25 protein-coding genes, 1 pseudogene and 1 riboswitch are annotated in these 23548 nt (G+C 64.7%); of the genes and pseudogenes, 10 read left to right on the top strand and 16 right to left on the bottom strand.

Features of this window, described 5'->3' with window-relative positions:
* Positions 1-54: 54 nt before the first annotated feature.
* Complete coding sequence (locus tag D0Y85_RS01100; protein ID WP_033832730.1) at positions 55-456, top strand: c-type cytochrome; 402 nt, start codon at positions 55-57, stop codon at positions 454-456.
* Here D0Y85_RS01100 and D0Y85_RS01095 read toward each other — a convergent pair.
* Entirely contained in the window at positions 450-4058 is a 3609-nt protein-coding gene (locus tag D0Y85_RS01095; RefSeq protein WP_117309254.1) for a transporter substrate-binding domain-containing protein, read from the bottom strand. The two genes, D0Y85_RS01100 and D0Y85_RS01095, sit on opposite strands and share 7 nt — an antisense overlap.
* 75 nt (positions 4059-4133) lie before the next feature.
* Here D0Y85_RS01095 and D0Y85_RS01090 point away from each other — a divergent pair, with 75 nt between their 5' ends.
* The 5 genes from D0Y85_RS01090 (at position 4134) to pnuC (ending at position 9803) form a co-directional block, all read left to right on the top strand.
* A complete protein-coding gene (locus D0Y85_RS01090; RefSeq protein ID WP_025875871.1) occupies positions 4134-4772 on the top strand; it encodes a response regulator transcription factor in 639 nt (212 codons plus the stop codon).
* A 292-nt stretch (positions 4773-5064) separates the two neighbouring features.
* On the top strand, positions 5065-5463 hold the full coding sequence (locus D0Y85_RS01085) for a glycine zipper 2TM domain-containing protein (protein ID WP_117309253.1): 399 nt from the start codon (positions 5065-5067) through the stop codon (positions 5461-5463).
* Between the two features lie 129 nt (positions 5464-5592).
* Entirely contained in the window at positions 5593-6720 is a 1128-nt protein-coding gene (locus D0Y85_RS01080; RefSeq protein WP_117309252.1) for a phosphotransferase, read from the top strand.
* A 155-nt stretch (positions 6721-6875) separates the two neighbouring features.
* Positions 6876-6971, top strand: a riboswitch (TPP riboswitch).
* A 70-nt stretch (positions 6972-7041) separates the two neighbouring features.
* Positions 7042-9222 (top strand): TonB-dependent siderophore receptor, encoded by a 2181-nt coding sequence (locus D0Y85_RS01075; RefSeq protein WP_117309251.1) that lies wholly within the window; start codon positions 7042-7044, stop codon positions 9220-9222.
* Positions 9223-9278: 56 nt separating this feature from the next.
* Positions 9279-9803, top strand: coding sequence for a nicotinamide riboside transporter PnuC (gene pnuC / locus D0Y85_RS01070; RefSeq protein WP_051562400.1), 525 nt, complete (start codon positions 9279-9281; stop codon positions 9801-9803).
* 107 nt (positions 9804-9910) lie between these two features.
* Here pnuC and D0Y85_RS01065 read toward each other — a convergent pair whose 3' ends face one another.
* The 4 genes from D0Y85_RS01065 to D0Y85_RS20825 form a co-directional block, all read right to left on the bottom strand.
* Positions 9911-10327, bottom strand: coding sequence for a TonB C-terminal domain-containing protein (locus D0Y85_RS01065; RefSeq protein ID WP_032978314.1), 417 nt, complete (start codon positions 10325-10327; stop codon positions 9911-9913).
* A 161-nt stretch (positions 10328-10488) separates the two neighbouring features.
* On the bottom strand, positions 10489-11463 hold the full coding sequence (locus D0Y85_RS01060; RefSeq protein ID WP_117309250.1) for a Dyp-type peroxidase: 975 nt from the start codon (positions 11461-11463) through the stop codon (positions 10489-10491).
* 161 nt (positions 11464-11624) lie between these two features.
* Positions 11625-11951, bottom strand: a complete 327-nt coding sequence (locus D0Y85_RS01055) for a hypothetical protein (RefSeq protein WP_117311820.1) — start codon at positions 11949-11951, stop codon at positions 11625-11627.
* 153 nt (positions 11952-12104) lie between these two features.
* Entirely contained in the window at positions 12105-12359 is a 255-nt protein-coding gene (locus tag D0Y85_RS20825; protein ID WP_240329308.1) for a hypothetical protein, read from the bottom strand.
* On the opposite strand from D0Y85_RS20825, the gene D0Y85_RS01045 reads away from it, so the two are divergent.
* On the top strand, positions 12351-13025 hold the full coding sequence (locus tag D0Y85_RS01045; protein ID WP_117309248.1) for a DUF6624 domain-containing protein: 675 nt from the start codon (positions 12351-12353) through the stop codon (positions 13023-13025). The two genes, D0Y85_RS20825 and D0Y85_RS01045, sit on opposite strands and share 9 nt — an antisense overlap.
* An 18-nt stretch (positions 13026-13043) precedes the next feature.
* Here D0Y85_RS01045 and D0Y85_RS01040 read toward each other — a convergent pair.
* Positions 13044-13184, bottom strand: a pseudogene (locus tag D0Y85_RS01040) (VOC family protein); the annotation flags it as partial.
* Positions 13185-13339: 155 nt separating this feature from the next.
* On the opposite strand from D0Y85_RS01040, the gene D0Y85_RS01035 reads away from it, so the two are divergent.
* Genes D0Y85_RS01035 through D0Y85_RS01025 form a run of 3 tightly spaced genes read left to right on the top strand, consistent with a single transcriptional unit; the run spans position 13340 to position 15186 of the window.
* Positions 13340-14071 carry a hypothetical protein gene (locus D0Y85_RS01035; RefSeq protein WP_162887599.1) on the top strand — a complete coding sequence of 244 codons (732 nt, stop codon included), beginning with the start codon at positions 13340-13342 and terminating at the stop codon, positions 14069-14071.
* Between the two features lie 12 nt (positions 14072-14083).
* Entirely contained in the window at positions 14084-14587 is a 504-nt protein-coding gene (locus tag D0Y85_RS01030) for a sigma-70 family RNA polymerase sigma factor (RefSeq protein WP_240329306.1), read from the top strand.
* The gene (locus D0Y85_RS01025; protein WP_117309246.1) at positions 14584-15186 is read left to right on the top strand and encodes a hypothetical protein; all 603 of its coding nucleotides are present in this window, start codon (positions 14584-14586) and stop codon (positions 15184-15186) included. The genes D0Y85_RS01030 and D0Y85_RS01025 overlap by 4 nt, the downstream gene beginning before the upstream one ends.
* Before the next feature lie 112 nt (positions 15187-15298).
* Here D0Y85_RS01025 and D0Y85_RS01020 read toward each other — a convergent pair whose 3' ends face one another.
* The 10 genes from D0Y85_RS01020 to D0Y85_RS20495 all read right to left on the bottom strand — a co-directional run bounded on the left by D0Y85_RS01020 (position 15299) and on the right by D0Y85_RS20495 (position 23534).
* Entirely contained in the window at positions 15299-15871 is a 573-nt protein-coding gene (locus D0Y85_RS01020; RefSeq protein ID WP_025875896.1) for an Ax21 family protein, read from the bottom strand.
* A gap of 787 nt (positions 15872-16658) precedes the next feature.
* Positions 16659-18026, bottom strand: coding sequence for a reverse transcriptase domain-containing protein (locus D0Y85_RS01015; RefSeq protein ID WP_162887598.1), 1368 nt, complete (start codon positions 18024-18026; stop codon positions 16659-16661).
* A gap of 732 nt (positions 18027-18758) precedes the next feature.
* Complete coding sequence (locus D0Y85_RS01010; RefSeq protein WP_162887597.1) at positions 18759-19433, bottom strand: sigma-70 family RNA polymerase sigma factor; 675 nt, start codon at positions 19431-19433, stop codon at positions 18759-18761.
* 1 nt (position 19434) lies between these two features.
* Entirely contained in the window at positions 19435-20178 is a 744-nt protein-coding gene (fliP, locus tag D0Y85_RS01005; protein ID WP_117309243.1) for a flagellar type III secretion system pore protein FliP, read from the bottom strand.
* Positions 20168-20527, bottom strand: coding sequence for a hypothetical protein (locus tag D0Y85_RS01000; RefSeq protein ID WP_117309242.1), 360 nt, complete (start codon positions 20525-20527; stop codon positions 20168-20170). The genes fliP and D0Y85_RS01000 overlap by 11 nt, the downstream gene beginning before the upstream one ends.
* Entirely contained in the window at positions 20524-20823 is a 300-nt protein-coding gene (locus D0Y85_RS00995; protein WP_117309241.1) for a FliM/FliN family flagellar motor C-terminal domain-containing protein, read from the bottom strand. Before D0Y85_RS00995 ends, D0Y85_RS01000 begins: the two co-directional genes overlap by 4 nt.
* Complete coding sequence (locus D0Y85_RS00990; RefSeq protein WP_162887596.1) at positions 20823-21542, bottom strand: hypothetical protein; 720 nt, start codon at positions 21540-21542, stop codon at positions 20823-20825. The genes D0Y85_RS00995 and D0Y85_RS00990 overlap by 1 nt, the downstream gene beginning before the upstream one ends.
* Positions 21543-21571: 29 nt before the next feature.
* Positions 21572-22729 (bottom strand): flagellar basal-body rod protein FlgF, encoded by a 1158-nt coding sequence (gene flgF / locus D0Y85_RS00985; protein ID WP_117309239.1) that lies wholly within the window; start codon positions 22727-22729, stop codon positions 21572-21574.
* A 15-nt stretch (positions 22730-22744) separates the two neighbouring features.
* Positions 22745-23164 carry a flagellar hook capping FlgD N-terminal domain-containing protein gene (locus tag D0Y85_RS00980; protein ID WP_057499756.1) on the bottom strand — a complete coding sequence of 140 codons (420 nt, stop codon included), beginning with the start codon at positions 23162-23164 and terminating at the stop codon, positions 22745-22747.
* Positions 23154-23534: a hypothetical protein gene (locus tag D0Y85_RS20495; RefSeq protein ID WP_162887595.1), complete on the bottom strand. Its 381-nt coding sequence runs from the start codon at positions 23532-23534 to the stop codon at positions 23154-23156. Before D0Y85_RS20495 ends, D0Y85_RS00980 begins: the two co-directional genes overlap by 11 nt.
* Positions 23535-23548 lie beyond the last annotated feature (14 nt).

Genomic DNA, 23548 nt, shown 5'->3' with positions numbered 1-23548 from the left:
CTGCGACGGCCGGTCGCAGCCCCACGGCGCGTGCGCCCGTTATCCTGCTCGCCCATGCGTGCCCTTCGCCTGCTTCCCGCTGTTGCCACGATCCTGGTCGCCAGTGCGTGCCAGCGCCCGCCCGCTGCGCCCAGCACGCCCGAACAAGCACGCCAGCAGGCGATGCAGCGCGCGTTCGAACTGTGCGCGGGCTGCCATACCGTCAATGCCGGCGGCATCCACCGCTTCGGTCCCAACCTGCATGGGGTGATCGGCCGCCGCGCGGGCAGCCTGCCCGACTACGGGTACTCGCAGGGCATGCGCCGCGCCGACTTCGTATGGAGTGCGCAGACCCTGGACACCTTCCTGCAGTCGCCCACCCATCTGGTACCCGGCACGCGCATGTACAACGCCTTCCCGAGCGCCGAGCGTCGCGCGCTGGTGATCGCTTACCTGCAGGAGCACGCGGCTCAGTGAGCCAGGCGCTGCAGCTGGTGCTGCAGATGCGCCACGAACTGCCCGGCGTCGGCAACCGCCGATGCGACCTCTGCATCGCCCGCGGCCTGCAACCGTTCCACCAGCGCGTTGGCGCGATCGGCCAGGCCGCGTGCACCCACCGCCCCCAGCGCACCGGCCTGCCGATGCAGGTGCAGCGCGGCCGTCACCCGGTCGCCTTCGTGCAGCGCGCGCTGCAGGGCCGCGACGTCCTCGTTGCTGGCCTTGACCAGGCTGTCGTGCAGTTGCTGGGCAATCTCGCGCGAACCGAAGCGCCGTTGCAGAGTCGCCAGGTCGGGTAGCCCCTCGTCGCCCTCGGGCTCATCGTCGCTGTCCACCGCGGCCTGCTCATCTTCAGCACCCTCGGCGCGCGGCAACCAGCGCAGCAGCGCCTGCCGCAGCGTCGCCAGCGACAACGGCTTGGCCAGCACGTCGTCCATGCCGGCTTCGCGGCAGCGGCGTGCGTCATCGTCAAGCACGCTGGCGGTCAGCGCCAGCACCGGCATCCGCGGCTGGCCGTTGCGCCCCTCGCGCTCGCGCAGCAGGCGGGTGAAACCAAATCCATCCAGCACCGGCATGCGGCAGTCGGTGATGACCAGATCGAAGGATTCCTCCGCCAGCCGGTCCAGTGCCTGCTGCCCGTCATCGACCAGCACATGCGGCACGCCCAGCTGCTGCAGGCGCCAGGCCATCATCGCCTGGTTGGTGGGATGGTCTTCAATGATCATCACCCGTGCCTGGCGCAGATCTGGGGGCAGCAGCGCGATCTGCTGGTGCTCGGCCTGCAGCGCGATCACATCCTCGCTGCGCGCTTCCACCAGCGACAGCAGCACCTCCACCCGCGTCCCTTCGCCCAGCGTGCTTTCCAGCTTCAGTTCGCCGTCCATCTTCTGCACCAGGCGCCGGCAGATGCTCAAGCCCAGCCCGGTGCCCCCATGGTCTCGCTGGATGTACGCACCGGCCTGGGTGAAGGGTTCAAACAGGGTCGGCAGCTGCTCCGGCGCGATGCCGATGCCGGTGTCGGTGACGCTCAGGCGCAGCGGCTGGCTGCCATCCTCGGCAGTAGGCCCCAACACTTCCAGCTGCAGCCGCACCGAGCCCTTCACGGTGAACTTGATGGCATTGCTGAGCAGGTTGAACACGATCTGGCGCAGGCGCACGCCGTCCACCTCATGGGCCTGTGCCAGCTGTTCGTCGATGTCCAGCTGCAGGTCCAGGCCCCGCGCCGTGGCCTGCGGCAACAACAATCGATGCACCCCCTCCAGCAGTGGCCGCACCGGCAGCGGCACCGGCTCCAGGCGCAGCGCGCCCGCTTCCATCCGCGAATAGTCGAGGATGTCGTCCAGGATCTGCCGCAGCATCTGCGCCGAGTCTTCGATCACGCCGAGGATGCGTTGCTGTTCGGCGTCCAGCGGCGAATGCGCCAGCACTTCCAGCATGCCCAGCACACCGCTCATCGGCGTGCGGATTTCATGGCTCATGGTGGCCAGGAAGCGCGATTTCGCTGCCGCAGCCTGCTCGGCTTCGACCTTCGCCGCGGCCAACGCGTCGGCCTGCGCGCGCGCCTGGCTCACGTCCACCCAGTAACCACTCCAGGTCACCGCGCCTGCTTCGGTTGAATACGGGTGCGCCTGGCTGCGCACCCAGCAGGGCGCACTTCCGTCGCGATGGATACGGAACTCGAAGGACAGCGGGGCAAAATTGCGCGCCGCCAGCTCCATCGCACGCAGCACCTTTTCGCGGTCGTCGGCATCGATGCATGCCAGCAGCGCCTGGCCATCCGACTCCGCCTGCTGCCGGCTGATGCCGAACATCGACTGCACATCGCCGGCAATGAAGGGGAAGCTCAAGGTGCCGTCCGCTTCGCGGCGGGCCTGGTAGACGATGGCAGGCAGGTTGTCGGTCACCTCGGCCAGGCGCTGCTCCAGCTCGCGGCGGCCGGCTACTTCGCGGCGCAACCGCCAATGCCCCAGGCCGTGCACCGCCACGGCAGTGGTCAGCACCAGCAGCAGCGGAAGGCCCCAGCGCAGGAGGGTGCTCCAGTCCACCCCATCGCGGTATTCCACCGACAGCCAATCGCCGCGCAGGGCCTCACGCCGGCGCGGCCCCAACTGCAGCAGCAGGCGGTCGAAGGTGGTGGCCAAGGCCGCATGGCGGCGCTCCACCGCCAGCGCCAGCTGGTCGTTGAAGCCAGCTGGCGCTGCCAGTTGCAGGCGCCCCGGGAAGCGGTTGCGCAGCAGCTGGTCGACCAGCGCCAGGTTGCCCACGTAGGCATCGGCCTCGCCATCAGCCAGGCGTTGCAGGGCCTGCTCGGCACTGCGCGCGGCGACGATCTTCACCGACGGCGCCTGCTGCTGCAGGTAGCCACGGATGCGCTCCGGATCGGACAACAGCACGCGTTTGCCGTCCAGGTCCGGCAGGCCCAGCATCGACGGGCTGTCAGTGCGGGTGACGATCACATTGGGCACGGTGATGAAGGGTTGGCTGAACACCCATTCCGGCCCCAGATAGCTCGAATCGGCAGGAATGCCGATCACCGCCTGCAGTTCCCCGCGACGCGCCTTCTCGCGCACCTCGTACCAGTCATGGCTGTATTCAACCTGCAGGTTGGCGCCGGCCTGCAGCAGGCGCTGCAGGTATTCATTGGTCAGGCCACTGGGCTTGCCATTCCTGTCGGCGAACGACAGGGGAGCGGCGTTGGGCGCAAAGCCGATCTTCAACGGTTGCTGCAGCACGCGTTTTTCGGCCTGGCTCAACGCCAGCTGCGCCGACGCCGACCACTGCGGCGGCGGCAGCCAGCGCTGGGCGAGGGTATCGCGCTGGGTTTCGCTGACAGCGGCAAGCGCCAGATCCAGTGCTTCAGACAACGGCTGTTTGCTGTTGGGCACGCCGAAGTGCAGCCGCTCCGGGGGCAGGTCGCTGGGCCGCAGCAGGGCCACTCCCTTCAGTCCGGCGGCGGCGATCAGTTCCGTGGCCACGTAGGCATTGCCGATGAAAATGTCGGCTTTGTCGTCTCTGACCATACGCAAGGCTGTCAGCGTGTTGTCTGCGACAAGTTGCCGTGCCCTCGGGAACCGCGCGCGCACCTGCGCCCCGGTCATGAAGTCCTGCTCGACCACCACGCGCAACCCATCCAGGTCAGGTGCTTCCGAGGCACGCAGGTCCTGTGGACGCCCGACCAGGGCCAATGGTGCTTCGGCATAGGCAGCGGTATAGACCATGCAACGGGTACGCTCGGCGCTGAGCGCGATGTTCATCACCACGTCAATCTCGCCACGACATGCCGCATCCAGCACGGAGGGCCAGTCCGCAAACCGGCGCGTTACCACCTTCAGGCCAAGCTGCCGGGCCAAAAGCGTCAGGTAGTCCGGTCCGAGGCCCACCTGCTTCCCGTCCTGGATCGACTCAAAAGGAGGCCAGCCACTGTCATACTGTCCAACAACGACAACAGGATGTGCGGCCAGGTACTCGCGCTGCAGGGGGCTGAGTGGCAACGGCCCCGGCGTGGACGCAGGCTGGGCCAGCGCCGGCAGCGCCAGCAGGGTCGCCAACAGGATCAGTCCACGGGCCGCCCAGCTGCGCATCTGCAACGATCTCCTGGAAGTCCTGCCAGGGACCGCGACGGTCGCGGTCCGGCGTGCCGGTGGCCATACTAGAGCATGACCTTGCGCATCATCATCGCAGACGATCACCCCGTGGTCCGCATCGGTACCCGCGCCGTCATCGAGTCCAGCGGCGTTGGCAGAGTCGTTGGCGAGGCCGACAACGCCCAGGCGCTGATGACCCTGCTGACGACCCAGCCCTGTGATCTGCTGGTCACCGACTATTCGATGCCCGGCAGCCCCCAGGCCGATGGTTTCGCCATGATCGGCATGATCCGCCGCCGCCATCCCGACCTGCCGGTGCTCATGCTCAGCGTCTCCAACAACCTGGCGATCCTGCGCATGGTGCTCGACAGCGGCGTGCTCGGCCTGGTCGACAAGAGTTCGTCGATGGATGAACTGCCGCAGGCGATCCAGGCGGTCTATCGCGGCCAGTCCTACATCAGCCGCAGCCTGCGCGAACGGGTGGAGGAAGCGGGCAGCTGGCGCATGCGCGAGGGTGACGGCAAGCCGTTGTCGCCGCGCGAAGTGGAGGTGCTGCGCCTGCTCGGCACCGGCATGACGGTCAAGGAAATCTCGCTGCAGCTGCACAAGAGCGTCAGCACCATCAGCCGCCAGAAGGGGGATGCCATGCTCAAACTGGGCCTGAAGGGCGACGCCGAGCTGTTCGACTACCTGCGCGACGGCAGGATCTGAGATTCTTCGCCCCGCGGTGCTTCTGCATAAGCCGGCGGCCCCTGCCCGCCACGCAATCGGCCGCTGGCTGATACCGAGGCCGTGCATTGACCCTTTCCTTTCTGCCAGCTGAGCGCCCGCCGCGCTTTCAGCCTCGCTTCATGCCGCCTGACGCTAGATGAATGCGCAAGCCGCACAGGGATCACGCGCAATGTTCCGGCAATGTCCGGGCACCAGCGTGGTCCCTACGGCAGCCGGGGTGCCCAGCGCCCTCCCTGCCCACCGTGGCATGCACCTCACAGGAGAACCCAACATGCTCAGCACTTCCGCACTCAGCTTCCGTGGTCTGGCGATGGCCCTGGCACTTCTTGCCGGCGTGGCCGTGGTCAGTGATGCCAGCGCGATGTCGAGGAAGGACAAGCGCACCGTGGTCGGTGCCGTCGTCGGCGGCGTGGCGGGTCACCTGATCTCCAACGGCGACCCGGCTGCCACTGTCGGCGGCGCGGTTGCCGGCGGCGCCATCGGAAACCTGACCACCTCCGACCGCCATGATCGCCGTTACGACGGCCGCTACGATCGTCGCTACGATCGCCGTTATGACCGTGGGTACAACCGCGGCTATGGCTACGACCGCCGCGATGACCGTCGCTGGCACCGCGGTCGCCATGACAACCGCTACTACCACGACCGCGGCCGCCATCGCGGCTGGTAAGCGCCCCGGCCACAGGCCGCACGTGGCGTCCCTGACGGGCGGGTCGATGACCCGCCCGTTTGCGTCTGTGGCGTCCATGGCGTTGAATGCGCAGCCTTGGATGTTCCATTACTCACCAGCGGCCGTGGCATGACTTCTTCCCCCCATCGCGTGCAGGGCCTCAACAACGACGAGGTCGTCGCCGACTGGCCGGCAATCGACGTGCAGGAGATCACCTGGCTGCGTGGCCACTTTCCGCAGCTGGGCGCGGACAGCACGCTGCGCTGGCACAGCCCGCGTCCGTTGTCGGCCGCGGCCATCGTCGACGGCACCGGCGGTCCGGTCTTCATCAAGCGCCACCACCACAGCGTGCGCAGTGCTGGAACCCTGGAAGAAGAACACCGTTTCATCGCGCATCTGGCAACTGCCGGCATGCCGGTGGTGCAGGTGCTGGCCAGCAACGACGGCCGCACCGCACTCGAACACGGCCAGTGGACCTACGAACTGCATGCGGTGGGCGCCGGCAAGGACCTGTATCGCGAGCTGCCGTCATGGTCACCGCTGACCGACATCGCCCAGGCACACCAGGCAGGAAGAATGCTGGCCACGCTGCACCGCGCGGCCGCCAGCTACCACGCCCCGCAGCGCGGCACCCATCTGCTGGTGGCACGCGACGACCTGATCCGCGCCGATGACCCGATCGCCGCGCTGAAGGCCGACCTCGACAATCGCCCCGGGTTGGGCCGCTACCTGGCGCGCATTCCCTGGGAAGAACAGCTGCGCCGCGATGTGCTTCCCTGGCACCACGGCCTGGCCGCGCGCCTGCAGGACGAACCGCGGCTGTGGGCGCACAACGACTGGCACGTCTCCAACCTGCTGTGGAACGACGACGGCACGATTGCCACGGTGCTCGATTTCGGCCTGGCCTCGCCCACCAGCGCGCTGTTCGACCTGGCCACCGCGATCGAACGCAACGCGGTGGCCTGGCTGCAACTGGAGCGCGGCACCGATGCTGTTCGCATCGACATCGCCCTGGCCCTGCTGGACGGCTATCGGCAGGAGCTGCCGCTGTCGCCCACGCGCGTGCACCTGCTGGCCGACCTGCTGCCGATGGTGCATTTCGACTTCGCTCTGTCCGAAGTGGAGTATTTCGAGGGCGTCACCGGATCGACCGCGAACGCCGATGTGGCCTGGCAGCCGTTCATGCTCGGGCATCCGGCGTGGTTCGCCACGGCCCCCGGCCAGGCCCTGCTGGCGGCCCTGCACGCCGCCGCGTGAGCTGCGAGCCAGCAAACACGCGGGGTACTCAGTAGATCGACACCATGCGTCGATGATGCGCTCGGCCGGGGTCAGATCCCATTCCGCTGGAGAGGGATCTGAGCCCGGCTGAAGAGCGGTAGCTCGCAAATCCGTACCATTTGTAGTGAAATGGTCACCTGAAGCGGGGGTGCCTGGATCTGCCAGGCTGAGAGAGTCCCTTGGAACCTGATCCGGTTTGCACCGGCGTAGGGAGCTTTGAGCCGCAGCCACACCCCCGTCATGGGCCGGTGCACCTGCGCGCCGTCGCTTCGTCTCCCTTGTTGTCTGAAGACGAATCGAATGAACCGCTGCCTGCACCCCACACTGCTCGCCCTCGCCCTGTGCGCCGCCCTGCCGCTGTACGCCAGCGAGGCAGGCACCGACGCCGTTGATGCTCCGCCGTCCTCTCCTACCGAACTGGCGGCGGTGCGCGTGCAGGCCGGCAAACCGAAGGCCGATACCTCGCGCGTCAACGCCTTCGGCGGCGGCTCGTGGAAGGACACCCCCGCCTCGGTGAACGTGCTGGAGCGCGACTACCTCGACCGCCGCCAGGTGCGTTCGTTGTCCGAGCTGGCCAGCAATGATGCCTCGCTGGGCGATGCCTATGCGCCGGTGGGCTACTACCAGAACATCGCCATCCGCGGCTTCGCGCTGGATGCAGCCACCGGCTACCGCTTCAACGGCATGTCCATCGCCGGCGAGCAGCGCCTGGCGCTGGAGAACATCCAGGAAGTGCAGATCCTCAAGGGCGAAGCCGGCCTAGCGGCTGGCGTGATGGCACCCGGCGGCATCATCAACTACGTGGGCAAGCGCCCGGCGGACGTGCGCACGGTCACCCTGGGCACCGATTCGGAGGGCTCGCGCTATGCGGCCGTGGATGTCGGCCACTGGCTGACCCCGCGCTTCGGCGTGCGTCTGAACGCCGCCTGGGATGCCAGTGATTCCTACGTCGAGCATGCCGACGGTCGCCGCAACTTCTATTCGCTGGCCACCGACTGGCTGATCGGCGAACACGGCAAGCTGGAAGTGGATGCCAACTACCAGACCAGCGCGCAGCGCTCGGTGTCCGGCTTCCAGCTGCTGGGCGCGCGCGACCTGCCGCGCGGCGTCGACCGCGAACGCCTGCTCGGCTACCAGCCGTGGCAGCGGCCGGTGGACATTGCCAGCACCAACATCACCGCGCTGCACACCTATGACTTCAACGATGCGTGGCAGTCGCGCGTCTCGGTCGGCCACAGCCGCTCGGTGATCGATGACAACGTCGCCTTCGCCTACGGCTGTTACTACACCGCAGGGTGCGCAGACGGCAGCGTGCCGGGCAACTATTTCGCCCCCAACGGCGACTACGACATCTACGATTACCGCAGCCCGGATGACACCCGCCGCAACCAGCAGGCCCGTGCCGAACTGCGCGGTAGTTTCGAGACCGGCAGCGTCGGCCACCAGCTGAGCATCGGCGCCGACTACTTCCGCCGCACCATCGACAAGCGCCCGAGCGTCAACGAGTACGTCGGCACCAGCAACATCCACGACGTGCAGGTGCCGGTGTTCGAGCCCTCCCCGAAGATGCCGGGTGCATCGGCACGGCGCCTGGACAGCCGGCAGACCGCGTTCTTCGCGCTGGACCGGATGAGCTTCGGCGATGACTGGCAGTGGCTGGCCGGCGGCCGCTTCGTGCGCCTGGACGAGCGCGCCTACGACAAGCGCGGCACGCCGCAGCGCCACAGCCGCCTGTCGCGCTTCCTGCCGCAGACCGCGCTGGTGTGGAAGGCCACCGACCAGCTCAACGCCTACGCCAGCTACGTGCGCGGCATTTCGCTGGGCCAGGAAGCACCGTTCTGGACGTCCAACGCCGATACCTTCCTGCCGTCGATGCAGTCGCGGCAGCTGGAAGTGGGCGTGAAGTACGTGCCAGTGGATGCCCTCACCCTGGGCGCGGCCGTGTTCCGCACCTCCCAGCCCTACCAGTACGCAAAGCCCGACGGCAGCGACGTCGGCTACACCTTCGTCGAAGAAGGCCAGCAGACCCATACTGGCCTGGAACTGACCGCCAACGGCCAGCTGACCGACGCGCTGCAGATCGTCGCCAGCGCCAGCGTGCTGCAGGCGCGCGCACGCGACACCGGCACCCCGGCCTATGAAGGCCATCAGCTGGTGAACGTGCCCAAGGTGCGCGCCAGCGTGCACCTGGCCTACGCGCTGCCGTTCGTTGAAGGCCTGGATGTGACCGGTGGCTGGCGCTATGCCTCCTCCAACGTGGCCCGCGCCGACGGCGGTGTGCGCGCACCGGACTACTCGGTGTTCGACGCCGGCCTGCGCTTCCAGCACCGCCTGCACGACCGTGCGGTCAGCTGGAACCTGTCGGTGGACAACCTGTTCAACCGCTTCTACTGGCGCGACACCGGCAGCAGCGGCGGTGACTACTACCTGTTCCCGGGTGCGCCGCGACAGGCGCGCCTGTCGGTGACGTTCGCGCTGTGAGCGGCGTCGCGCTCGAGTGGACTGCCGCGCTCTTCAGCATCCTCGGGGTGTGGCTGATGGCAAAGCGACGGCTGGCCGCGTGGCCGGTCGGCCTGCTGTCGGTCGCGCTGTATGGCGCGGTGTTCGCCGAAGCCAAGCTGTACTCGGACACGCTGCTGCAGGTCGCCTTTGGTGGTTTCCTGGTCTACGGCTGGATCAACTGGCGCCAGCACGCCGCCGATGAAGGCAGCATCCGCATCGTGCCGCTGGCGCGCGGCAAGCTGCTGCGCGACCTGGCCATCGGCCTGTGTGGCGGCGTGGCGCTTGGCGCCGGCATGCACACCTTCACCGATGCAGCGTTGCCGTGGCTGGACGCGATGCTGACCGCACTGAGCCTGGTCGGGCAATGGTGGCAGGCGCGCCGGCACACGGCCTGCTGGTGGGTGTGGATCGTGGTGGACGTGGTCTACGTGGGCGCCTATCTGTTCAAATCGCTGCACGTGACTGCTGCGTTGTACGTGTTCTTCCTGGGCCTGGCACTGTTCGGGCTGCGTGCGTGGCGCGCCGCCGCGCGCGAGCCGCAGGCAGTACCTGCGCAGTAGAGCCACGCCATGCGTGGCTGCGTTGGTAGATGCCGACCTTGCTCGGCAGGTGAGCGCCAACCAAGGTTGGCGTCTACCGATGCCCGGCAGCCAGGCATGGCGTGGCTCTACTGGGTAAGGGTCAGCCCCAATCGCAGTGGCTGTCGCATGTCCTTCGGCGGCGCCGCCGGCAACGGCGTGGCCTGCAGCGCCGCACGCAGATCGGCATCGACCTGTGCATCACCCAGGCTGTCGAATTCCAGTTTCGAGATGGCGCCATCGCCGGCGATCCACACACTCACCACCAACGGCGCCGGCGCATCGGGATGCTCCTGCAGCCAAGCCAGCAGGCGCTGCGCGTGCGGATCCTGCTCCTGCTGCAGACGCTGCTGCAACTCGCCGCTGACGGAGGCGGCATAGGCCATCCAATGCGCAGGTGCGTCCTGTGCGGAAACGCTGGCGCTGCCCAGCGCCAACAGGCCCAGCAACCATGCCAACGGGCGCCAGCCGCGGCGCGAGGTGCGCTTGTTTCCTGCAGAAGCCATCACCCACATCTCCACGTCCATGCCAACGCTTCATGGTCGGCGCCGCAGATGACAGGCAGATGGCGGCGCAGTAGCGCCTGGCCATGCGTGGCTGTTCCGGGCAACCGGTTGATCCATCCACGCATGGCGTGGATCTACCTGGCTGCCCCCACCCGGCGTGATCAGTCGCCCAGGTCGGCCAGCACCTTGCGCGAGGGGGCGAAGAAGGTGACGCCGGTGGTCGCGATGGAGAAATCGAGGATGCGGTCGTGCAGCGGCGCGGGATTGCCGATGAACATCCGCTCCAGCATCTTCTCGATCACCCACAGCCGGCGCGTGTAGCCGATGAAGTAGGTGCCGTACTCGCCGCGCCCCGGATTGGCGAAGGGCATGTTGTCGCGCAGGATCTCGTGCTCGCCGTCGGCATCCTCGATGGTGCACAGCGTCTTGTGCGACTTCTGCGCATCGGCCGGCGCGTCGTCCAGTTCGATGTTGTCGTGCTTGGTGCGGCCGATGATCGCTTCCTGCGCCTCGGTCTTCTGCGCACGCCAGGCATCGAGGTTGTGCAGGTATTTCTGCACCACCACGTAGCTGCCACCGGCATGGTCGGGATCCTCGTCGCCGACGAGGGTCGCCTCCGGCAATGACAGGCCTTCGGGGTTGGCGGTACCGTCGACGAAATCGAGCAGGTCGCGGCCGTCGAAGTAGCGGAAACCGGCCACGTCATCCACCGCCTCCACCGCGTCACCGAAGGCCATCAGCAGGTTGCGCTCGAAGGCCACGATCAGATCCATCGTGCGTGCACGGATGTGGTACAGCAGGTCGCCCGGCGTGGACACTGCCGTGTGGGTCGCACCCTTCACTTCCTGGAACGGCTTCAACTCGCGCGGCGGCGTACTGCCCACCAGCGGCGCCCACACGCGGTGGCCGATGGCCACGTTGCAGGTGAAGGTGCGCTCGATCTCGCGGATGGCGGTGTTCTTGATCAGGTCATCGGTGCTGGCCAGTACCTCGCGCACTTTCGCCAGCGATGCCGCATCGTCCTTCACCGTCAGCACCAGGAACGCGGCCGAATGGGTCAGCGGCGCGGTGATCTGCTGCGGCTCGTTGTCGAGCGTGTGGTTGAGGGCGGTGATGGGTGCGGGCTGGGCGTTCACGATGGTTCCTGCTGGCTTGAGGCGGGCACATCGCCTGCGGCAATGTGCGGGCGATCATAGCGGAACGACCTTGCCGGCGACGGAGCGGTTCTCAGTTCGCGGTGCGGTCACCCAGCAAGCGCCAGTCACTGCCGTCCGCTGTCGGTGACCGAGCGCGGCGGCTAGTCCTGGGCCACGGTGAGCTGCTGCGGCGTGTGCCACCCAAGCCGGAGATAGGGACCCGCCAGCAGGCCACGGTCGCGCAAGTGTTCGAACACGTCGGCCGGACACCACTCCCTGCCCGCCGAGAAGGCAACGCCGAGATCACGCAGGCGGGTGAAGACGGCGGCCTTGGCTGCATCGTCGGTGGCAGGCAGGGTGAGGGTGTCTCCCTCGCCAGCGCTGAATCCCAGCGCCTTCAGCGCAGCCCGCGGACGGTCATTCAACAGCATCACCTTGATGCAGTTGCCGTCGGCCTGCCTTACGTAGGCATCGATATGCGTTCCCATCGGCGGATTGTAGAGGCAGCGCCAGCCCACTCGCACTGGCTGCTGGCCGATCGCTCATTTGAGGCCTGGCCATGACACTGCTAGCCTGCGGATGTGCAGCCTGCAGAGGCTCGTCATCCACGCACTTCACGGAGGAAGCAATCGATGCTCTACTCATCGATGCAATGGAAACATGTGCACGTTGCTGCAGCGCTGGCGCTGCTGCTGATTGCCCCGCTGTAGGCGCGCGCCGCAGACGAAGGGTCCTTCTTCGACGCACTTGAGCGCTATGGTGCCGATGATTTCAGCGGCTGTGCGCGTTTGCTGGATGACTTGTTGCAACGTGGAGGCCATTTCCCAGAGGGGGGCGAGCTGCTGCTGGTCGAATGTACGGCGGCAGCCGGCGACCGTGGAAGTGCGATGGACCATCTGACCACCCTGCTCGCCAGCGGCCGGCTGTCGACGGATGACCTGCTGCACACGGATCGGCCAGGATTGAATGCGCTACGCAACGGCCCAGCCTGGCCGGACATGCGCAAGCGCGTGATGGCCGTCGAGCAGCAGCGCATGGCGTTGCTGGACGAGCCCTTGCGCAAGGAACTGCTGGAGCGCGCCGAGCGCGACCAGGCCGCGCAGCACGCGGCCGTCGACGCTGGCGGCGGCGATGCCTTCAGGGCAGCGGCTCCAGTGATCAAGGCCAACACCGATTGGCTGAGATCGGTGGTCGCCGACAAGGGTTGGCCGACCTATGCCCTTGCAGGCCGTGATGGTGCCAAGGCCGCGTGGCTGCTAGTCCAGCACGCCGATCACGATCCCGTGTTCCAGGCCGAGATGTTGCCGCTGATCGAGAGCGCTGCCAAAGCCGGTCAAGCTGATCGAGCCGATCTGGCGCTGCTGACGGATCGCGTGCTGTTGGCGCAGGGCAGACCGCAGCGCTATGGCAGCCAGTTCACACAGGCCGGTGATGGCGCGATGGAACTGCGCCCCACCGAGGACTTGGAAGGCCTGGACGCGCGCCGCGAGGCGATGGGGCTGCAGCCGCTGGCGCAGTACAAGGCCACGCTTGCAGAGATGTACGGCAGGCCGGTCCGCTAGCACGGGCGCGACCAAGGCTCAGCCTTGGTCGCTCCACACCGCCAGCACGTAGCCGTCCAGATCGCGGACATGGAAGCGACGGCCGCCGGGAAAGGCGAACACCGCCTGCACGATCTCGCCGCCAGCCGCGAGGATGCGCTGCTGCGCGTCGGCAAGGTCCGCGCACCAGAGCAATGCCCGTGCGCCTGCTGTGCTGGCAACGAAGCGGTTCTCGGTTCCCGGGTGCACCCACCTGCCGGTATGGCGCAAGGTGGATGTCAGGTTTTTTTTGCCTGCGGCGTCTATGACTTTTACATACCGCCCCTGGAGACCACATGCACGCCACGGATATCCCAAGCACTGCAACCCGGAACGCCCGGCAATGGCCCGCCCGCCGTCTGCTGCACTGGCTTGGCCTCACCTGGCGCATGCTGCGGCACGCCCCCTTGCGGTTGTTGCTGCTGGCTCTGGTGCCTATGCTGGTGGAGATCGTGCTGCAGCTTGGCATTCCCGCGGCCGGGGTGGTGCTGTCCAAACTCGTGGTACCACTTTTCTCGCTGTGGACCCTGCTGATGTTGGATCAGTTCAACCGCACCGGCCGCTTCGCGCCGATGCAGGCGGGCCGGCGGCTGCGCGCCCGACCGGCAACGGCCATTGCGCTGTCGCTGCTTTCGGCCTTGGTGTTCGTGGGCCAGGTGATTGCGGCTGGCGTTCTTGTCGGACCTGAAGCAGCAGCGGCTTTCGCTCTGGGCGACAGCGCCACATTGGCCATGATGGTCAGCCGTCCACAGATCTCACTGGTTCTGGCCAGCGGGCTGCCGCTGGGAATGCTGTTGCTGACCTCCTCCCCACGCGCGCTGCTGGACGACGTGCCAGTTGTGGTGAGCCTGCGCGACAACCTTCGCCTGCTGCGCGAGGCATGGCGGCCGCTCGGCGCCTACTTGCTGCTCACCGCAGGGCTGCTGGTAGCGATGCCCTACCAGGCTTGGCTGCTCGTGCCGATCCTGCTGCTGGGCTACGTATCCTATTGGATTTACCGCGATGCCTTCGCGGACCGGCTGGGCTGAGGAACAGCACGGTTGGGCACCACGCCGTCCATCGACATAGCCACAGTGCTGCAGGCGCACTGGCCGATGCTCGCGCGCATGGCCGGCAGTTATGCAGCCGATCGCGCGCATCGTGATGACCTGCTGCAGGAAATCAGCATCGCACTATGGCAGGCGTTGCCGCGCTGGCGGGGCGAGGAAGGAACGTTGCGCGCCTTCATCGCGCGGGTCGCGCACAACCGCGCAATGGATGCATTGGCTGGCGAACGCCGCCATCACAGCAGCGCCCTGCACGAGCATCTGCCCGACCCTGACGCAGATCCAGTGCACCACACCGCAAACGCCCAGCGGCACGATGGCCTGCTGCAAGCGGTGCGGCAGCTGCCCCTGGGGCTGCGCCAGGTGGTAATGCTGGGCCTGGAAGGATTCACCCAGCGCGAGATCGGGCAGGCGCTGGCGCTGGAAGAGAACACCGTCGCACAGCGCCTGAGCCGTGCGCGCCGGCAGCTGCGCGAACGGATGGGAGGTACACGATGAACCCTGCAACCGATAATGACGGATGGAACGACCTGCAGGCGCTGTGGCAGCAGACGTCCTCGCTGCCCGTGATGGACTGGACCGCCCTGCAGCGCGAGGCCGAGCGTCGCAGCCGCTGGATTCGCCTGCGCTCGGCGCTGGAGCTGCTGGTCGCTACGGCAGCTCTGGGCAACTGCATTCGCGTCCTGCTGGATCCGCGCAAGCTCATCGCCCATGAAGTTCTCTGGAGTCTGATGGCGCTCGTGCTGGTGGTCACCGGGTGGGTCTTCGTGCAACGGCGACGGCAGTGCCGCAGCCGGGGCTTGCCGCCAGCAGCGCTGCTGGCCTTCGAACGTCAGCGCGCGCGCATTTCGATGCTCATATGGCGGGTCAACATCTGGCTGTCGCTGGTCGTGTGGGCGGGGCTGGTGTTGATCGCACGCAGTGCGATGCAGGCCGGCCCCGAGGCACCTACCGCTCTTTCCCCACAGACCTGGGCACTGAACCTGTGGCTGAATGCCGCAGTTGTGCTGATGACGGCCGTGGCCGGTGCCTGGGCGGGGGGGCGGCGGCGGCGACGGTTGGCGCGTCTTGCCGATCTGGAAGCGCAGCTGCAATGAGTGAAGCGCGCTGCGGGCTTCGGAAAAAGAGAAGCCCGGCACGAGGCCGGGCTTCGCTGGCGTGTGGGAGAGAGATCACACGCCAGTTACACGCACTAACGACAGGCGTTTGTTACCAGCTGAAGCGCGGGCCCACGAACCACTCGCGGTCGCCGGCCTTGGCCAGCTTCACTTCGCCACTCAGGCCCCAGTTCTGGTTGAACTTGGCGGTGGCGCCGACACGGCCGTAGAACTCGCCGTCCGGGTTGATGCCGTGCTTCTTGCTGTAGTCCTCGTAACCGGCCAGCGCATAGCCTTCCAGGTACGGGTTGAACGCGGTGCGCACGCCCACTTCAGTGGAGTAGCCGTTGAAGTCCAGGCCGTGCTTCATGTCGAACTTCTGGTATGCAACACGAGCCACCAGGTCGGTGTTCGGTGCGATGCCGTAGTTGTAGCCGGCACCGATGCGCCACTGGTCGACATCGTTCTTGAAGGTGTCGGTTTCCTGCTTGCTGTAATCACCGAAGATGTGGAAGTTCGGGTGCACGGCAACCGAGCCCTTCACGCCCCAGCCATCAGCGTCGCCGCCCTTGGCATCGGTGTTCACGTAGCCGCCTTCAACGTAGTTGTACGACAGGCCATCGGCAGCCGATGCGGCGAACGGCAGCGCGGCCAACAGACCCAGGGCAAGCAGCGAATTCTTGATCATCGGGATACACCTTTCATTATTTTGGTTTCGTCGAACGCCCCTCGGGAGGGGAGGGAGGAGAGGCGTTCGACAGGTGTGAATTATCCGTTTGTTGATGAAATCGGCCCTGAATATTGAACTGACCGGTACATGAATAAGGTTCCTGTTCAGGGAACTCTCGATGCGGCGCGTATAGACGGGCAACCATAGGTTTGCACTTGTGCTCAACCTATGGTTGCGCAACGGGTGAAAAACCTTTCGTTGCAGGAACCCAGAGGTAAGTTTGGCGTCCACAGCGCATTGGCCCTCGCCAGCGGCCCAGGGGGGCCTCCAGATGCGGGTCCAACAATGGACCCTTAACAAATGGAGAGGCCCTCATGTGGCTTTGGGGGATCAGCGGCAGAAGCGGGGCCGGGAGCGCGCCGTGGAACTGGGCCAGTGTTCGAGCTCACTACATCGGGCAGCAGTTCCTGGAGGTAGCGAACCGTGGCGTCGAGGTCGTTCATACAAGCGACCGTAACATTAATATTTGACCGTAACACGTGCCGGTTACGGTCAAATCTATCTGTTACAGCCCCTCGCACGAACGTATTAAGGGCTCGTCTGATGCTACTGCAATAGCCAACGATCGCCATTGAGGGGCTCTACGCCATCTATATAAGCCCGGATCAAGATGATTCGCCCCCAGACGTAATGGGCTACTCGCAATCGACGTCCGCTTTTGGCCAGAACCGGACGTCCGTAGCAGCCGACGCTGTCTACAAGGCCTGGGCGATTCAACATAGGGATTACAGATTTCCTGATCCTAATCATCGCCCGCGCTTTCATTGGGACGGGACTCATCTACCAATGCTTCAAGAAGACTGGCGAAATCCAAGAATGCCGTGCTCTGGTACGCGCCATGATCTTGTTTGAAGGTTACATACTCCTCCGCTTCATCTTCCTCCAATAGCTTCAGTAGGTTCTCTGGAATCTCTCCTTTCGCTCGGAGAATTGCGTCTAGATCGAAGGTGAACATTGGGGTGCTTGAAGCGTCTGAATTGTAAAAACGCACTGTAAGGTCCGCGAGCAGTTTGAAATGCTGATCTGCCGCCACCGTGTCTGGTGAAAAGTTGGCCCAGCCACGTACACCAGCTTCATAGCAAAGCAACCATTGTTCACCCCACAAGCTCGAACGATCTCGCAACAAATCCCAGACAGTGCAGTCGATATTGCAAGGCAGCAATCCACATTTCTCCATGTCTAACAAGATGAGACTGCAGACCGAGCTCTTCATCTTTGTAACAGGGGCGACGTTCTCATGATCGAGCATCAGTTCATTCTTCTTGCACATCCATAGGCACCACGCAACTTCACTGTGGTGGCTCAGCGGTGCGTGCTCCTTGATGATCGAGTTGACTAGCCGCCCCAATGGCTCCTTCTTGATCGGATACCCGATGTCGACGTATGTCGAAATCATGGTCTCAATCTGCTGTAGCGTATTTGGATAAGCAATTGCCACATGGCAGAGATGGGCTACAAAGGTGGCCCAATTCTCAGGCCTGACGACGATCGAGGATGCTCGCTTTAAAGCATAGAGCATTACACTCTCGTCTGTGTTTTCACGCGCCAAGCGTTTCGCGAGCTCGAATAAGTGATGAAGGTCTCTCGCCTGAGCTTTGCTCCGGTTCGAGATTGGAAATGCTCTTAGCTGATGGCTCCAAAGATCGTCAGAGAGCTCGACCGTTTCACAGATCCTTGTTTTCTCAAAGTTGATCTGGAGCTCATATTGACTCAGTGCCTGAGCCAGCGACGCCAGACAGGATTCAGCCTCTTGACGCGTGTGAAAGAACAAGTAGTAGTCATCGACAAACCGGAATCCACTCAGCCCTGCGAACTGGTCGAAAAGTTGAACATCAACCGCAGATGCGATTGCTTCGGCGATGATGTGCGACGTATCGGGTCCTATGGGAAGGCCGATCGTCTGCCCATCCTGCAACTGCCTGCAAGTCTCATCGAGAAGATTCCCGTACAGACGGGCACGACTCCTTTCTGTCTTTGAGACCGACTTAGAGTGCAGCGCCCACGGGATGGAATGGGTGTAGATTGTAGGGAAAAAACGGGATATATCCGTCCTTAGTACGTACTTGTAGCCGGCCGACCGATGAAGCAGCGTCTCCGAGTGAAGTTTCATGCTCGGTATCGTCGCGCCTCGAGGAGAGTCGTGTCTTATGCGGGGTCGGCTAGCGCTCAACTTGCTCTTTCTGTAATGCTTGAGAAGGCTTCCCCAGTGCTGTGAAATGTACTCGGACAGGTAGAGTTGGGCCACCGGGTTGGTGATGCCCGTCATCCTTCTGCGATGTCCGGCACGGGCGACGCTGAACGTCTCAATCTTGGACGTCGGCGCCTTTTTGGGGGTTTGAATATTCTGCCTCCCCTGGATATTTGGGTCCTTCAAACCTCTCCATCCAGTCAAGAAGCTCTGGTAGTGGTCCGAGAAGTCACCAGTATGGAATCCTGGGGTAGCTGGGTTGGGAAGTGGCCTACTGCCAGTAGTCGCCGAGTCCTGTCCATGACGTTCAATTCGAGTTCGGTTGCATCTTGTACTCTCAACTACCGCTGGATGTCACTACGGTAACAAAGAGCGCGGGCTCTGATGCCCTGAAAGGTAGGAGCGGAGGGATCGTCCTGCCGCCTCCGCCCTGAATGGGCTGGTATCCGCAACGCGCCCATTTGATCAATGAATCGACTCTTGCTTCGACATCCGTCAGTCTGGCTAAACACTCTGGCAATCGATGTCCGCTTTCGGCCAAAAGCAGACTTTGGATCTGGTGACAACATCATTCGAGAATTTAATCGCGCATGGAAGGCCGACGTGGGTCTTACGCATCCGACCGCTTTTCGGCTCCAGTGAAGAGAGCGCTATTCAATGAGCCGTCTGCATGCTGAGTCGTAATGAATTGAGGGCAGTTCGGTGCAACTGCGATATGCGCCCCTTGCTCAGCCCCCATTGCTGGGCGAGCTCGATGAAGGGTGTGAACTCGAAGTAGTGGCGCACGATGATCGCTTTTAACCTCGGCGGCAGTTGCTCTACTCCGGCCAGCAACTGGCCAACGACTTGCTGATCCTCTGCGAAGTGAAGTGCATCGTGACTGTCGATGGCCAGCGGATTGGCCGCATCGTCCAGCATGTAGCCCAGGCCCAACCCGACGATCGAAGCGACCAGCTCATTGAAGGGGTCATCGGAACCGCCCTGCAGGGTGTCCAGCCGCTCCTGATAGCGCTCGCTCGATGCGCCCCCAAGGATCACGCGAAGGCCATTGAAAACAGAGCCGCGTACCCGGGTCATTGCATAGGCCTGGAAGGCAATGCCGCGTGCCGGATCAAAACGATCAATCGCCTCCAGCAATCCTATGCTGGCGTTCTGGATGAAGTCGTCCCGGTCCGCGCCCAGCCGTGGGAAGCGGCGATGTACCCGCCGCGCGATGGCAGTCGCCCACGGCCTGTAGCGCAGATAGAGGGCATCACGCGCCTGCGGGCAGCGCTGCTCCCTGAGCTGGGACCAGAGTGCCGCCTCGCCATCCGTGGCATGCGTGTCCATGTCAGTTCCAGTAGCTGCCCAGCAACGCCTTGGACAGCAACACCCAGCCATCGATCAGTACAAACAGCAGTATCTTCAAGGGCAGGCTGATGGTGGTCGGTGGCAGCATGATCATGCCCAGCGCCATCAGCGCCGCAGCGACCACCAGGTCGATGAGCACGAAAGGCAGGAAGATCACGAAGCCGATCTGGAAGGCGGTCTTCAGCTCGCTCAGCAGGAACGCAGTGACCAGATGGCCGAAGCGGATGTCGTCCATGGTATTGGGCGCCGGCGCCTTGGCCATCTCGATCACCGTGCGCAGGTCTGATTCGCGCGTCTGCGACACCATGAACTCACGCAGCGGCCGGCTGCCCAGCTCGATGGCCTGCTGGGCGGTGATCTGCTCACTCATGTAGGGTGCGATCGCATCATGGTTCATGCGATCGAGTACCGGCGACATGGTGAAGTAGGTCATGCAGATCGCCAGGGTGATCACCACGCTGTTGGGCGGCGTCTGCGGAATACCCAGCGCATGCCGCAGCAGGGACAGCACGATGATGATCCTGGTGAAGGCGGTCATGCCGATCATCAGCACCGGAATCAGCGACAACATCGTGAGGATCACGAAGTTGCGCAGTGCGGGTGAGTAATCCTGCTTCAGCGCCTCCGCCACGGCGTCCTCGGTCGGGCCCGCCCACGCCTGCCCGGCCACCAGCATCAGGACAGCGACCAGCGGTAGTACGCGCCAGCGGCGGTCAGGCTGCATCGGTAGCCTCCGGCTCAGCGCGTCCCGTTCCGAGCACAATCTGCGCATGCGCGGTGGACTCCACCACGGTGAAGACCGCTACACCGTCGCTGACCCGGTAAAGCCGCGTGCGCGGACTGAGCCGCACCACCTGCTCCACCCTCAGGCCCATTGGCATGTCCGTTGCGGCCGGCACCACGCTCCAACGCTGCAACCAACCTTTCCGACGCGCGACGTAGAGAGCCGCTATAGCAAGCGCAAGCAGCAGGCTTGTGATGATCAGCGGCGCCACCAGCGTCGTACCAACGCTGCCCGCCTCGCTCTTGAAGCGGATAGGCGCCGCGGCCAGAATGAACAGCGCAGCGGTCATGCGATCTCCAGGATCCGCACGCCGAAGTGGTCATCAATCGCCACCAGCTCCGCGCGTGCGACCGCCTTGCCATTGAGCAGCAGCGTCACCGGTGCTTCCAGTTGCTCGTTCAACACCACCTCATCCCCTGCCTTCAGGCCGAACAGCCGGTCCACACTCATATCGACCGTGCCGATCTGCGCGCTCAGCGCCACCTGCACATGCCGGATCAGCGCGATGCTACGCTCAGCCGCATCGCCCTGTTCCACCTGCGCCGGCTCGGCGCGCACCGCTTCCAACACCGATGTACGTTCCATTACTTCATTCCTGGCTGGGTTGTGTCATTGATACAGCGAAGTGCCTTGCGGCCCTCGGACGAATGCAGGCTCGCGCTGAACACGGTATGGCCGTCGGCCGACTGCAGCTTGACCACGGCGTCGGCGATACGCGAGGTACGCAGGGTTTCACCGGGCCTGAGGGTGCTGGCAACATCCAGGTCGGCACTACCCAGTTCCAGGGTGGCGTACAGGCTCACGGTGGATGCCAGCAACGCGCTGCGACGCGATGCCAGCACGGGCCGGGAGACACCGACCGGGATCGGCACGAGTGCGTCGCAGGCAGCCAGTGGCAGATACAGCAGGGCCTCGGCGCCTGGCAGCGACACGCTGAAGCACAACACGCCATGACGCGCATCGCACAAGGCCGCCATCGGCGCAGCGTCGGCGATTGCCTCTGCAGCCGAGGGCACCAGTTCACGCAACAGATCGGCAAAGGCACGGCGGCCGATTCCTGCCGCGATGGGGCTGGACTCCCGGCCAGGAACTGCGGCCAGAGCGGCTGCAATCCGCTCCAAGCCATTGTTGCCAAGGATCGCGAAGGCGCTGGTTCCCGTGCAGTGCCACCACTGCCCCGGTGATGGTGGCAGCGCAATGTCCGCCGCCTGCACCTCGCAATGGCCAGGCTCGGCGGCCCACTGGGCGCGCCAATGGTCCAGCCGCTGCTGCAATGCTGCTTCGATCTGCGCAACGCGCCTCACGCCGTGCCGCCGGAACGGAAGGACCGTCATCACCCGCCCCGCGTGCTGTTGTACAGCTGTTCAATCATTTCGTTGCTGACCGTCATCACCCGCGAGCTGGCCTGGTAGCCGCGTTGGATCACGATCATGTCGGCGAACTCCCGGGTCAGGTCCACATTGGACATCTCCAGGCTGAAACCGCGGATGCGACCAAAGCCGGTATCGCCCGGGCGCCCGATATCGCGTTCCTGCACGCTGGCGCCTGCGATCAGGCGCCCGCCCTCCAGGTTCAATGCGCTTTCGTTTGGGAACAACGCCAGTGCGACCTGCGGACCACTGCGCTTTTCCGTTTCGGAGTAGGTCAACTGCATCACGCCCTTGTCATCGAAGGTGATGCCGTTGACGGCCAGAATGCCGTGGCCGTCGGTCACCTTGGCCGACAAGCTGCTGGTGGTTCCGCTCAACGAGGTCATGCCGGTCAATGTTCCGGGGGTACCGAAATCCAGCCGGATCGCCTGCGCGCCCCCCGGCCCCTGCAGTACCACGTCCATCCCTGCGTATCCGGTCAATGGCGTGCCGTCGGTACGGAAGCGCACTTCGCCGCTGCCCACGGCCTTGCCCGAGGAATCGGTCACGGTCACCAGGAAGCTGCCCGGCGTGTTGGCGGTGTTGTTGGTGAACTTGACCGAGAGCACGCGTGATGCACCGGAGGCGTCGAACACAGTCACCGCATTGATGTTGGTGGTGGTCGAGGACGGCGCGATGTTGCCGGTGACGCGCACCTGGCTGGTCCCGACAGCTGGAATGTTGCGATAGCTGTCCAGGTCGATCGCGACCATGTTGCCGCTGCCATCCAGGCCCATCACCTGGTAGCCATTGACGCTGTCCACCAGAAGGCTGTGCTCGTCGAAGCGGAACTGGCCGGCGCGGGTGTAATGCAGGTCGCCAGCGGGGTCGCGCAGCACGAAGTAGCCGTTGCCGTTCACCGCCAGGTCGGTGGCGTTCTCCGTCTGGCGGATGTCACCGGGGTTGGTTCGCATGTCGTCACCGGTGATGCGCGAGCCATAGCCACCTTCCACGTTGGTGAAGAACGCATCACTGCCACGAAACCCAGGTGTGTTCATGTTGGATACGTTGTTGGACACCGTATCCAGGCTTCGCGAGAAGCTGAACATGCCGGAAAGACTGTTGAACAGGGCTTGGAACATGGAGGTCCGCCTGGGTCAGGGTTTGACGAGGGAGATCTGCGACAAGCGGATGCCTGTGCTGACTGATCCGGTGGCATCGCGCACGCTCAGCTCCGGACCGGCGCTGCCAAACTGCACCGCCACCACCGTGCCCGAGCGGGTCACGCCCAGATTGGTCAGGTCCACCTGGCGATTGAGCAGGCCTACGGCCTGGTCGGAGGCACTCATCGCCAGCATCGACGCGGTGTTCTCGCTGAGTTGGCGGGATTGTTCCAGTGCGGAGAACTGCGCCAGCTGGGCCAGGAACTCGCGGTTGTCAACCGGCTCCAGCGGGTCCTGGAACTGCAGCTGTGCAAGGAACAGGCGGATGAAATCTTCCTGGTCGATCGTACTGCTCTGTGCCAGTGCGGAGTTCTGCTGGGTGCCCAGTGAGCTTCCGATTGCATCAACGGCCATGCACATCTCCGGTCGGTTGAGGATAGGTGGGGGTTGCACGCCAAAGCTCGCGCGCATTGATGACGATCCGCTGCAGCTGCAGACCGTGTTGTCCGGCGAACGCCAGCAACCGCTCTGCAAGCGCCTGCGCATCCTGCGCATCCAGGCGGTAATCGCGGATGCGGATGCTCAGCCCCTCGCCTGCGGTCCTGCCCCAGCGCAGCAGGCGCGCCTGCCATCGCTCGCCCAGTTCAGACAGCGCAGCGCTGGTGCCCACTGCATCGGCAGCAGTAGAGGCTGCGGTGACCCGCGCGTTCGGAGCGGCGACAGCCGCGGTCGCGCTCTTGCCGGGCATGGCAGCCACCGCCTGCGCGGCGTTGGCAGCTGCCATGCCCGGGTTGCCTG

The organism is Stenotrophomonas sp. G4, assembly GCF_003428825.1.
Taxonomy (GTDB): Bacteria; Pseudomonadota; Gammaproteobacteria; order Xanthomonadales; family Xanthomonadaceae; genus Stenotrophomonas; species Stenotrophomonas indicatrix.
The sequence above is the reverse complement of the archived record's forward strand: the minus strand, read 5'-3'. Positions and strand labels throughout refer to the sequence as shown.